8 protein-coding genes are annotated in these 11,820 nt (G+C 64.0%); all 8 read right to left on the reverse strand.

Annotated elements, in window-relative coordinates:
- Window positions 1-3: 3 nt before the first annotated feature.
- A complete protein-coding gene (locus HX881_RS16970; RefSeq protein ID WP_017124121.1) occupies window positions 4-1,554 on the reverse strand; it encodes an MBOAT family O-acyltransferase in 1,551 nt (516 codons plus the stop codon).
- A gap of 308 nt (window positions 1,555-1,862) precedes the next feature.
- The gene (locus HX881_RS16975; protein WP_042934522.1) at window positions 1,863-2,987 is read right to left on the reverse strand and encodes a mannuronate-specific alginate lyase; all 1,125 of its coding nucleotides are present in this window, start codon (window positions 2,985-2,987) and stop codon (window positions 1,863-1,865) included.
- A gap of 11 nt (window positions 2,988-2,998) precedes the next feature.
- Window positions 2,999-4,432, reverse strand: coding sequence for an alginate O-acetyltransferase (locus HX881_RS16980; protein ID WP_177085595.1), 1,434 nt, complete (start codon window positions 4,430-4,432; stop codon window positions 2,999-3,001).
- 11 nt (window positions 4,433-4,443) lie between these two features.
- Window positions 4,444-6,060: a mannuronan 5-epimerase AlgG gene (algG, locus tag HX881_RS16985; RefSeq protein WP_103033080.1), complete on the reverse strand. Its 1,617-nt coding sequence runs from the start codon at window positions 6,058-6,060 to the stop codon at window positions 4,444-4,446.
- A complete protein-coding gene (locus HX881_RS16990) occupies window positions 6,060-7,544 on the reverse strand; it encodes an alginate export family protein (protein ID WP_177085597.1) in 1,485 nt (494 codons plus the stop codon). Before HX881_RS16990 ends, algG begins: the two co-directional genes overlap by 1 nt.
- Window positions 7,541-8,950, reverse strand: a complete 1,410-nt coding sequence (gene algK, locus HX881_RS16995) for an alginate biosynthesis TPR repeat lipoprotein AlgK (protein WP_042934519.1) — start codon at window positions 8,948-8,950, stop codon at window positions 7,541-7,543. The genes HX881_RS16990 and algK overlap by 4 nt, the downstream gene beginning before the upstream one ends.
- A gap of 9 nt (window positions 8,951-8,959) precedes the next feature.
- Window positions 8,960-10,132 carry an alginate biosynthesis protein Alg44 gene (locus HX881_RS17000; RefSeq protein WP_177085599.1) on the reverse strand — a complete coding sequence of 391 codons (1,173 nt, stop codon included), beginning with the start codon at window positions 10,130-10,132 and terminating at the stop codon, window positions 8,960-8,962.
- Between the two features lie 36 nt (window positions 10,133-10,168).
- The gene (gene alg8, locus HX881_RS17005; protein WP_042934529.1) at window positions 10,169-11,650 is read right to left on the reverse strand and encodes a mannuronan synthase; all 1,482 of its coding nucleotides are present in this window, start codon (window positions 11,648-11,650) and stop codon (window positions 10,169-10,171) included.
- Window positions 11,651-11,820 lie beyond the last annotated feature (170 nt).

The raw sequence follows: 11,820 nt of genomic DNA on the forward strand, positions 1-11,820 counted from the left end.
CCCTCAGAACTGGAAGTAGAGGAACGGCGAGAAGCTTTGCGCCGAAAGTTTGAGAATCGAGGCGATGAACAGCAGCAGCACCAGGGTGCGCATCAGGTAGCGCGGCCAGTCGGCCACCCAGTAGGCCGGTTGCACCTGGGCTTCGACGCCGACGTTGTAGCCGGGCTCGTGGATGCTACCGGCCGCTTCGCCGGGGGCGGCCTTGATCAGGCCGGGTTGCGCGGTGGCCGGACCGTCGGCGGGCTTGGCCTTCGGCGCGGGCGGGTTGCTGTAGAAATCGCGCAGGCCGAAGAACGCCAGGGTCGCGTAGGCCACCACCAGGGTCGCCACTTGCAGGCCGGTGAGGCTGGCGCGGTTGAGCTCCGACAGCGACCAGTCGCTGAAGCTGAACATGGCGCCGTACATGCGGCCGGCCACGTGCAGGTTCTCGGCACGGAAGATCACCCAGCCCATGATCACCAGCAGGAAGGTCAGCGCCCAGCGGATCGGGTTGAAGCTGCGTGGCGTGGTGTTGATGCCCAGGGCTTTTTCGATCGCCAGCCACATGCCATGCCAGGCGCCCCAGACGATGTAGGTGATGTTCGCGCCGTGCCACAGGCCACCGAGCAGCATGGTCAGGAACAGGTTGCGATAGGTGGTCAGGGTGCCTTTGCGGTTACCGCCCAGGGTGATGTAGAGGTAGTCGCGCAGCCAGGTCGACAGGCTGATGTGCCAGCGCCGCCAGAACTCGGTGATCGACTGGCTGATATAGGGCTGCTTGAAGTTCTCCATGAAGCGGAAGCCCATCATCAGGCCGAGGCCGATGGCCATGTCGCTGTAGCCGGAGAAGTCGAAGTACAGCTGCGCGGTGTAGGCCAGGGCACCGAGCCAGGCGTCGCCGGTGGTCGGGTTCTGCAGGGCGAAGCAGTGATCGGCGACCACCGCCAGGGTATCGGCGATGAAGACCTTCTTGATGAAGCCCTGCATGAACCGCGTGGCACCTTCGGAGAATTTGTCGAGGGTGTGGGTGCGGTTGTTGAACTGGTCGGCGAGGTCGCGAAAGCGCAGCACGGGACCGGCGATCAGGTGCGGGAAGATCGCCACGAAGGCCGCGAAGTCGATCAGGTTGCGGGTCGCCGGGGTATCGCCACGGTAGACGTCGATGATGTAGCTGATGGACTCGAAGATGTAGAACGAGATACCGATCGGCAGCAGCACGTGGGTCAGGATGAAGGGCTCGAGACCGAACGAGGTCATGATCGCGTTGAGGCTGTCGACCCCGAAGTTGGCGTACTTGAAGTAGCCGAGGATGCACAGGTCGACGGCCACGCCCAGCAGCAGCCAGCGCTGGGCCGGCCTGGTGCGCACGCCGGCGGCGCCGACCTTGAGGCCGATCCAGTAGTTCCACAGGGTGACGCCGGCGAACAGCGCCAGGAAGTCCACCCGCCACCACGCGTAGAACACGTAGCTGGCGATCAGCAACAGCAGGTTGCGATAGCGTTGCCCGCTCAGGTAGTACAAGCCGAGAAAGATCGGCAGGAACAGGAACAGGAACACATTGGATGAAAATACCATCCCGATCTCTCCTTGTTTAATCAACGTTCAAGGGCCGAAGCCCCCCCAAACCCCCCATGAAAACCGGGGGCGTGTCGATCGTTCCCTCGCTCTGCGGGGGAACGCCTCTCTGGACGCTCCGCGTCCGCTTTGTGACGCGGAGCGTCACGGGCTGCATGCCCACGCAGAGCGTGGGAACGATCGGTCAATCCACTAGCTCACCTGTAGGAGCTGGCTTGCCAGCGATGGGGCCAGTGAGCCTTGCATCGCCTGTTCGGCCGCTATCGCCAGCAAGCCGGCTCCCACAAAAAAGAGCGGTGTGCCGGGTGCTACTGGTTGCCCTTTTCGTGCGTCGGGTCGTAGACCTTGGTCAGGTCGCCGCCGAGGCGGAAGGTCTTGAACGGTTGCATTCCATGTTTGCGTTCGAGCACATCCGCCGGGCAGGTGTAGAGCGTGCAGAACGGTTCGAGCCAGGCGAATTTCGAGTCGACCTTGAGGTCGGTCATGTCCTGTTCCTTGCCGTTCCTGGCCTGGAACTCGCCGGGGTCCTTGACCCCGGCCAGCACCCGGTCACCCAGGCGCTTGAGCGCACCGTTGTTTTCCTGGCGCAGGTCGACGCCGTTGACCAGGGCGAAGCTGGCGATCATCGCCAGCGGCGGCAACGCGTAGTTGTGGTAGGCCAGGGCGCGTTGCTGGCGCTTGAGTTCGTTGGGCAGGAAACCCTGCGGGTCGACCTGGTTGGCGCCGACCTTGTATTCCTTCACGGCCCAGTCGAAGAGGTCGCGGCGGTCGGTGGCGATGGCGGTAGCCATCACTGACCAGGCGGCCCAGTACGAGTGATTGTTGGTCTTCTCCAGCGGCAGGTTGTCCCAGTCGCTGACCACCTGGTCGGCCATCTTGCCGAACCAGGCCTCGATCTGCTGCGCTTCCTTCTGGTGGGTCGCCAGCGGATGGGAGTCGGAGAACTTCAGGCGGATATAGGCCGAGGCCATGCTGCCCAGGGCCCATTTGCGCATGGACTTGCCGGTGTGGTTGAAGTCCTTGGACATCAGCGCATCGGCCTGGGCCCAGGCGGTGAGCCAGCTCAGGGTACAGCTCAACTGTTCCGGACGACCGTCGCGCATGAACTGCATCACGCGCTTGCTGGTGCCGCGCTCCATCGTGGTGATGTCGGCGGTGGTGTCGCGAAAGGCTTTTTCCGACTGCACGTTCAGGGTCGCGCGGGCCTTGTCGGAGCCCTCGTATTTGCTGCGGAACTGCAACTGCCCGGTGTAGGGCTGGGGCATGGTGTCGCAGCCCTCGCTGTTGTCACCGGTCTTGAACTTGTCGACGGCGGCGAAGTAGCCCTGTGGCGGGCGCAGCGGCGCAGCGGCCCCGGCCGAGCCGGCGACCATCGCGAGGACCAGCATTGATGGAGCCAGGAGGGAGGGAGCGAGCAGTGTGCGGAGTTTCATCGGTAGGCACCTCATAACCCGGCCTGCGCCCTGTGGGGCTCAGCGCTGGGGAATACGTTGCGTTTGCAGATCTTCGCCTCGACTTTCTGCGGTGCGCTGCCCGCTTCCGGGCCCTGGACTTCGACGGCCAGCAGGTTCTGGTTGGCCCAGTCTTCGTCGGTGCGCAGTTCGAAGGCGAAACGTCCGTCCGTGTCGGAGGTTTCCGGTTTCTCGATCTTGATGTCCTCGTGGCGCCCGTTCATGTACCAGAGGGTGGCGTGCAGGGTTTTCACCGAGGTGTCGGCGAAGCGGATGTCGACCTGGTGAGCGCTGTTGCGCAGGTCGCGGTTGTTGCTGTTGACCAGCAGTTCGTTCTTGCCCGGCTTGACCGTGGTGCTGGCGCTCATGTCGGCGCTCTTGCCCTCGCAGCCGTTGTCGAGCAGCGCCATCATCTGCCGGTAGATGGTTTCCTGGTCGAGGCGATACAGCGGCGAGAATTCCCAGATAAGGATCTTCGGCGGGGTCTTCTGGAATTCGTCGCTGCCCAGGTACTGCAACATCGAACCCTCGAGGCCGCCGCCGGGGAAGGCGACGTTGAGGATGTCGGCTCCGATGTACTGTTGCAGGAAGCCGGCGAAGTTGTAGTTCTTGCCGCTGTGACTGGTCCCCACCAGGGTGATCTGCGGGTTGCCGGAATCGCCGAACAGGTCGCCGTCTCCCGCCTCGCCCTTGGGCTCGGTGCTGAACTGTTCCATGTACTGGATCGCGTAGCTGGTGCCGCACAGCTGGCCGGCCATGTTGTGCAGGGTGCCGGTCTTGCCCATGCGCCCGGAGACCTTGGTCTCGAATTCGCGATGGGGAATGTCGGCGAAGCCGGGGACTTTTTTCACCGTCTCGGCGACGATCTTCGCGGTGCGCTCGGCGCCGTATGGCGTCCAGTGCTGGTCGCCGCGGAAGTAGAAATCGTGGGCCTGCTGTTCGTTGGTCAGGGGCGACAGGTCCGGGACGTGATAGCCCATTTTCGCGAAGCGCCCGAGCATGGCCTGGTAGTTGTGCAGGGCCTTCTCGTAATCGAACTTGTCGCGTTCGGCCGGGAACAGTTTGTTGCGATCCACCAGGCCGCGGGTCGGCTGGTAGACCACCACCAGTTCCACGCCCTTGCTCTTGAAGGCGTCGTGCAACTGTTGCATGCGCTTGTAGCCGGCCGGCGTGGTGTCGAATTCGGTGCGCAGGTCTTCCTGGGTACGGAACAGCCAGTCGCCCTGGGCCTGGACCAGCGTGGTGAAGTTCTGCTGGTAGCGGGTGACGTAGTTCTTCGCGTCATGGGCCGCCGGGCACAGGCTGCAGCAGGGCTGCGCGGTGAAGTTCGGCGCCTGGACTTCCTCGGCCCGCAGGTTGCCGCTGGCGGCGAAGATCGCGGCGGCGAGGCCGGACAGGCCGAGCAGTTTGATCAGGTGTGGGTTCATAAAGGTCATCCTCAATCCCGCAGTTGGGTCTGGCGTTCGACGGGGTCGATCAGCACGGCTTTCTGCTGGCGTACCAGCAGGTCGAGAATTTCATCCTGGCGATCGCCGAGAATCCCGGTGAAGCTGATGCCGCTGTTCTTCGCCGGGGCGAGCATGGACACCCGGTACAGCTCGACACTCAGCGGCGAGTCGATGGATAGCGGGCCGCTGCCATTGCCGGCCAGTTCGCCGCCGACCACGATCAGCGAGACTTCGGCGTCGAACGGGTCGAGCTTGATGTCGCGGTCGGTGTCGGTCAGGTCCTTGATGTGGCCGTAGATGCCCGTCAGGCCGTTGGCCATGGATACGTTCTCGTACAGGCGGATGTTCACGCTGTTGCGGATACGGATGCCGTGGCGCTTGTTGCTGATCACCTTGTTGCCATAGATCAGGTTGTCGGCACTCTCGTAGAGGGTGATGCCGTCGGTGTGGTTCTTGTAGATCTCGTTGTAGGCGATCAGGTTGTTGACGCTGTTACGGTCGATCACCAGGCCCGAGAGGTGGTTGTCATAGCTGCGGTTGTTGAAGATGAAGCTGTCGTTCACTTCCCGGGAAATGATGATGCCGTGCTTCTTCTTGGTCCCATGGACGGTGTTGTCGGCGATGATCAGCCGGTGCGAACGGTCGTGGGGGTCGATGCCGTAGACGATGTTGTCGCGGTAGGTATTGCCCTTGACCACGAAGTCGCGGGTCTCGTAGCAGTAGAAGCCGTACCACATGTCCGAGAACTGCGAGCCGATGATCCAGCCGGTCGGCTCGGGCCGCTTGAGGACCTTGGCCATGTTCGGCGTGTACTGGGAAATACTCACGCCGTAGGACTTGCTGTTGGCGTAGCCGAAGCTGGCCATCTGGCTGTTGACGATATAGGTCTCGGTGCCGCCCCAGGCGAGCAGGAACGGTCGGAACTCCTTGGGCGAGCGGAAGGTGGCCGGGCCGTTGTCCGCTTCGCGCCAGCCGGTGACCTTGGTGTCACGGATGAACAGTTGGCCGTCGTTGACTAGGAACGAACCGCCTTCCTGGGACAGCCGCAGTTCCTGGGTCTGCCGGTCGATTTCGAGGATGCCCTTGCGCCCGACGACGATCGGCAGCCTGGCGAGGAACACACCCGGCGAGGTTTCGCTGATGTAGTTCTTCGGCAGTTTCTTGCTCAGGTCCTTGAGGTTGATATAGCCATCGTCGACGAAGATCGCCTGGGGAATGCCGTGCTGGCGGACCACCCATTCGGCCATCTTGTTGTCGCCGCCGATAAAGTCCTTCAGGGCGTCTTCCTGCATCATCCGGCGCACGCTGATCTTGCCCGGTTTGCTGCGCACGATCTTCGCCGCCGCCGCTTCGGCGGTGTAGCCACTGAGGTCCGGCAGCTTCGGTTTTTCCAGGTGCAGCGGTTCGGTCGGCGCGCTGCTGACGGTGTAGGTCTTGGCCTGTTGCAGCTCCTTGGCGATGATCGGCGCGCGCTCGGTCCTGGCGAGCGGCTGCTCGGCATTGCCGAAGGCGGCGCCGCTGGCCAGCAGCAGGGCTGCAGCCAGGACACTGAGCGGGCCTTGCATGGCGATATGGTTCATCTCGGACACTCCCTTCGCGAGCTGCATCAGAAGCGCCAGATCACGTCAATGAACGCGCGGTGCATATAGGAATCGACGTTTTTGCCGTAGGCATCGCCCGGCTTGAACACGCCGCCGCGAAAGCGCACCAGCGCCGAGGGTTCATCGATGGATTGGCTGAGGGCCGCCGGCAGCAGGCCCTGCTTGAAGTACTTGGTGACCACCAGGTCCATCTCCTGGCCCATGTCTTTCTTGCCGTCCTGCAACGGCAGCGAAGTGCTGGAGAGCAGGGCGCCGGTGGCGTCGTCATAGTTGTTCTGCACGGCGTTGATGCCGTTGCTGCCGACGTCCTTGTTGCCGTCGACGCGCCAGAACTTGTGGTAGACCAGACTGGCGTCGTAGTCCTCGCGCAACTGCCAGGAGCCGAACAGGGTGGCGGTCTGCAGGTTGTTCAGTTCACCGCGGAAGGCTTCGCCGAAGCGGTGGGTGCGCGAACGGGTACCGGTGAAATTCGAGCGGTTGCTTTCCAGGCCGTTCTGTTCGTAGTCGCCGCTGGCGCGGGCATAGGCCGCGCCGACCTGCCAGTTCGGATCGAGGCGCACGCGGATACCCAGGTCGGTGGCCCAGCCGTTGATGCTGTCGCTGTGCTTGGCGTCGACCGGGCGGCTGCCGTCGGCGTTGAGCGCATTGACGCTGTCGCGGTTGCCGCTCATGCCGGTGAGGCTGGCCCAGTAGTTGACGGTGTTGGTGTTGCGCCAGTTATAGGCGTCGCTGTTGGCTTCCAGGCCGAGCCAGGTCAGGTCGCCGTTTTCCTTCTTGTCCAGCGGATCGGCGGCGACACCGGGTGTCGGGTAGTCGAGCTTGCCGTCGTCGTGGGTGTGATGGGCGCGCACGCCGATCCACTGCCCGGGTGTCCACTGGTAGGCGACATCGCCATAGACATGCAGGCGGTCCTTGTCCTTGGGCGCCAGTTCGGTGAGGTCGGTGCGGTACTCGCTGAAGCGCTCGGCGGCACCCAGGTTGGCCCGCAGCAGCGTGGTGTCGAAGGTCCAGTTCAGCGCTTCGATATTGGTGTCGCGCCATTGTCCGTCATCGTTGCGCAGGCGTTGCCGACCGAACTTGAGCAGCTCGCCCGGATAAGGCGTCAGGCCTTTGTAGCCGACCCAGAATTCGCGCAGGGCCAGGTAGCTCTTGTCCGGCTTGCGGGCATCGTTGCCCGAGGTTTCCTGGCTGCCATCGGACTGCTGCAGGGTGTCGGTCTCGATGATGTCGGTGGCGGTCACGGCCTGGCCCATGGCGTAGGCGCTCCAGTTGCCGCGTTCGCCGTAGGCCCATGGGCGCAGGTCGAGGCCGACGCCGTTGGCGTCGCCGCCCTTGAGGGTGCCGAGGTCGCGGTCGTCTTCCGATTGCGCGGTGATCTTCACTTCCAGGCCGAAATTCTGGGTGTCGCTGAGCGCTGCCAGGGTCGGTGTGGACCAGGCCAGGGCGAAGCTCAGGCCGATACCGGCCTTCACGAAAGGATTGAGTGTCATAGGGTTTTTTCCTCGCTGTCGCCTTCTTGCAGGGCTTGTTGCAGGTCCAGCGGGTTACGGCTCAGGGTCCCGCGCAGGCGCTGCTCCTGTTGCAGCAGGCGCTGGGCATCGGCGCGCTGCGCGGGCGGCAGTTGTTCTTCGAGTTGTTGGGCCAGCTCATTGGCCTGCGGCGTGTCCTGGGCCTTGGCCAGCTGGCTGAAGACGTAGGCGTTGAGCGGATCGGGCTTGGTCCCGCGCCCCTGGGAAAACAGCTGGGCGATGGCGAAGTCGGCGCTGTTCTGGCCGTTGCGGGCGGCCTTGAGCAGGTGGTCGAGGGCCTTCTGCGGGTAGACCTGGCCGAGGTAGCCGCGGCGGTAGATCTGTCCCAGGTAGTAGTCGGCGGCGACTTCCCTGCCGAGGGCTTTCTGGAAGTGCGCCTCGGCCTGCCTGGCATCCGCCGGCACCCACTTGCCTTCGTAGTAGAGCTTGCCCAGCAGCAGTTCAGCGCGGGGCTGGTCGGCCGCGCGGCCGTTGTTGAGGTACTCCATCATCTGGTCGACGTCGCCCAGGTCCGGGAAGTCGTAGAGCAGTTGCGCCAGGCTGACCCAGGAGGCCGGGTAGCCGGGGGCGACCTGTTCGAGCATCGCCTGGGCGGTTTTCGCGTCCGGCTGGCCGAGGGTCGAATCGCTGAGCACGCGGGCCACGCTGTCCATCCTCTGGGCACCGACGGTGCCACGGCTGTAGGCGGCCTGCAGTTGCTTGAGCAGTTCGGCCTGCTGGTCCGGCTGGGCACGTTTCTGGTACACGGTGGCGAGTTCGACGTAGCAGATATCCGTGCTGTTGAGCGCGGCCTTGCAGATCTTTTCCACCTCGTCCAGGTGCTGGTCGTAGGTGTCCTGGGTACGGTAGAGCAGCACTTGCGCCAGGCCCGCTTCCGGATAGCCGGCGCTGCGCCATTGGCTGATCTGCCGCTGGGCATCGACACCGGGGAAGCTCTGCGGGAATTGCAGGTAGAGCATCGCCAGGGGGATCAGGGTGTTGCCTTCACCGTTGGCGAAGGCCTTTTTCAGCAGGCCTTCGGCTTCGTGGTGTTCGGCCTCGGTCGCGCCGGGCTTGGCCACCAGCAACCGGCCCAGGCGTGCCTGGGCACGGGGCGAGGTGTCGGCGGCGGCGCGGTAGGTCGCTTCCGCCTGCCTGATCTGCGCCGGATCGCGGCTTTCCACCTGGATATCGGCCAGGCCGACCTGTGCGTCGCTGTAGCCCAGGTCCGCCAGCTTGCGATAATTCTGCTCGGCCAGGGCGGTATCGCCGCGCTTGAGCGCTTCGTTGGCCAGGCGCTGGTCGGGCAGGCCGGCGCAACCGGCCAGGCTGATCGCCATGGCCAGTGTCAGCGGTAGGGGCAGGGTTCGTAAGGTCGTCACAGGCATGTCCTCTGCTTACAGACCGGCGGCCATGGCTTTGTCGATCAGCCAGTTCACGCTCGGGCCGCGGTCGCTGTTGACCTCCACCGGACGGCCGGCGAGGGTGCTGTCGAGGTTTTCGTCAGGCTTGATCAGGACACGGATATCCGAGGACAGGTCGTCGCTTTTCAGGCTGGTGCTGCTGACGATCCTGCCCTGGCGGACCTGGTCTTCACCGGCGACCTGGAAGTTCACCCGGGTGCCCGGACGCACCTCGCCGAACTGGCGGTAGGAGAACCGCGCCTCGACGTTGGCGACGCTGTTGCGTGGCACCAGTTGGAAGATCACGTCGCCCTTGCTGGCGTATTGGCCGTTGGCGACCAGTTGCTGGGCAACCACGCAGTCGCAGGGCGAGGTCAGGGTGCCGGTCATCTGCTTGCCGAACAGTTCCTCGACCTTGGCCGGCTGCAGCTGGTCTTCGTCCAGGTGGCCCTTGAGCACGTCGAGCATGCTGGTGCTGAAGGTCGCCAGCGGGGCGCCCTTGGCCGCGACGCCGTCGTCCTTGATCAGGCTCTGCACGGTGCCGTCGCGGGGCATGGTGACGTTCATCCCCTGCACGCTGACCAGGCCGGCCTGGGCGTGGCTGACGAAGTACATGCCGTAGACCGACTTGAGGACGAAGCCGAAGGCCGCCAGGCCGACGACGAAGACACCGAGGCTGAAGGTCACGGCGCGCAGGCGACCGAGCGGGCTCATGCCGCTGCCGTCATCCTTTTTCTTGCGCGCCCTGGTGAAGTTGTCGCGCTGCAGGGTGGCGAGCACGTCGCCCATGCTGACGATGTCACCGGCCAGGTGCGAGGTGATCAGGTGGCGCAGGGTGGCGATGTCCTGCTGTTCCAGGTTCTGGAACTGGCAGCCGACACGGCCGCTCTGGCGATCGTAGGAGCGGATCTGCAACTCGACGTCCATGGCCAGGCCGAGGTTGTCGATGACGAATTGCAGGCGTCCCTTGTGTACTTCTCCCAGGGTCACGGCCTGTTGCTGCGGCAGGTTGAAGCTCAGGCCGCCGGCGGACAGGTCTTCGACACGGACTTCCAGGGGCTTGCCCTCGGTGCCGAAGAACCGCAGCCGGGCGGGGATTTTCACCCGGGCGTGCTGGCGCTGGGCTTCGGATTCGTGGACGACATTGGCGTTGACTTTCGAGTTCATGGGTAAGGCTCCGTTAGCTAATTCAGGCGAGTCGGGTCAGACCATCGTCATCAGCACGGCGACGAAGATGCTGCCGGCAGAGAAGGTCATGGTCCGAGACGACCAGGTGTTGAACCAACCTTGAAAGCTGGCGAGGTCGCGGCTCAATTTGGTGTCCTGGCGGGTCCAGGATTGACGGTCGAGGCGGAAGAACACGTAGATCTTCATCAGTGCCCCGACGATCTGGTTGTAATAGAGAATCACCGGGTAGGCCGGGCCGATGGTGTGTCCCGAACAGGCCAGGAGGATCGTCAGGATCAGGCGGGTGATGCCGATCCACAGCAGGTAGGCGAGGATGAACGCGATGCCGTACTTGAAGCTGGCGATCAGCGCCACGGTCAGGCCCAGCAGCGAGGTCCACATCGACACGCGCTGGTCGAACAGCACGACGCTGGTGAACAGGCCGAGGCGGCGGATCCCCAGGCCCAGGGCCCGGGAGTTCTGCCGCAGGTTGTTGCCGTACCAGCGGTACATCAGCTTGCGGCTGGATTTGATGAAGCTCTTTTCCGGCGGGTGCTCCACGGTGTGGATCGCCGCGTCGGGCACGTAGAAGGTGTCGTAGCCCAGGCGCATCAGGCTGAACCAGCTGGACTTGTCGTCGCCGGTGAGGAACTTGAAGCGGCCCAGGCGCCAGTGTTGCAGCGAGTCGCTTTCGACGTCGGCGATGAAGCCCGGGTCGGTGACCACGCTGGCACGGAATACCGACATGCGTCCGGTCATGGTCAGCACGCGCTTGGACAGGGCCATGGAGCACATGTTGATGTGGCGCTGGGCGAAGCGCAGCTTGTGCCATTCGCTCATGATGTAGCCGCCGCGCACTTCGCAGAATTCGTTGGTGGTCAGGCCGCCGACATTGTCGAACAGCTGGAACCAGGGCACGGTCTTGCGCACCACGCCTTCGCTGAGCACGGTGTCGCCGTCGATCACCGCGACCACCGCGCGGTCGTCCGGCAGGTGCCGGGAGATCGCCCTGAAACCGAAGGCCAGGCCGTCGCGCTTGCCGGTACCGGCGATCCGCACGAAGTCGAGCTTGACCCGCTCGGGCGGATTCATCCGGGCCCAGAGACTCTTGACCAGCAGTTCATCGGACATTTCCACCAGGGAGCAGACCACGGTGGTCGGGAAGCCGCAGTCGATGGCTTCGCGGATCACCGAGCTGTAGACCTGGGCGGTGGTCAGGGCGTCGATGCGGAAGCTGGTGACCATCAGGAACACCTGGGACGGGTCCGCGGCCTTGCCCAGCTTGCGCAGTTTGCGCCGCAGGTGCGGGTAGACGATGTAGAGGAAGATCATCCCGCGCACGAAATGGGTGGCGCCCATGGAATAGCGCCAGATGCCCACGGCACCGATCAGGAAGATGAAGTCCTTGGATTCGGCGTCGAAGGTCGAGGTGGGCAGCAACGAGGCCAGGCCCATCAGCAAACTCATGTAGAACAGCCAACCGGCGGCCTGAAGAAGGCCGTGCTTTAGCCTGTGCATAATCTGCATCCGTCTCTATCTCGGGCGAACCTGGCGGCTGGCCCGATGGGGTTAAGGCAGGCAAGGCGTCCTTTCGGACGCCATCGCCGGCAAGCCGGCTCCTACGGTGCCGAGTCGTACCTGATACGTAGGGTCGACTCCGTCCTGCGGGAGCCGGCTTGCTGGCGATC

Source organism: Pseudomonas gingeri, assembly GCF_013386115.1.
Taxonomy (GTDB): Bacteria; Pseudomonadota; Gammaproteobacteria; order Pseudomonadales; family Pseudomonadaceae; genus Aquipseudomonas; species Aquipseudomonas gingeri.

Excerpts from the sequence above, each read along its gene's own strand:
- algK (WP_042934519.1), bottom strand. The coding sequence starts at position 8,950 with ATGCCTGTGACGACCTTACGAACCCTGCCCCTACCGCTGACACTGGCC.
- HX881_RS17000 (WP_177085599.1), bottom strand. The coding sequence starts at position 10,132 with ATGAACTCGAAAGTCAACGCCAATGTCGTCCACGAATCCGAAGCCCAG.
- HX881_RS16975 (WP_042934522.1), bottom strand. The coding sequence starts at position 2,987 with ATGAAACTCCGCACACTGCTCGCTCCCTCCCTCCTGGCTCCATCAATG.
- algG (WP_103033080.1), bottom strand. The coding sequence starts at position 6,060 with ATGCAGCTCGCGAAGGGAGTGTCCGAGATGAACCATATCGCCATGCAA.
- HX881_RS16990 (WP_177085597.1), bottom strand. The coding sequence starts at position 7,544 with ATGACACTCAATCCTTTCGTGAAGGCCGGTATCGGCCTGAGCTTCGCC.
- HX881_RS16970 (WP_017124121.1), bottom strand. The coding sequence starts at position 1,554 with ATGGTATTTTCATCCAATGTGTTCCTGTTCCTGTTCCTGCCGATCTTT.
- HX881_RS16980 (WP_177085595.1), bottom strand. The coding sequence starts at position 4,432 with ATGAACCCACACCTGATCAAACTGCTCGGCCTGTCCGGCCTCGCCGCC.
- alg8 (WP_042934529.1), bottom strand. The coding sequence starts at position 11,650 with ATGCACAGGCTAAAGCACGGCCTTCTTCAGGCCGCCGGTTGGCTGTTC.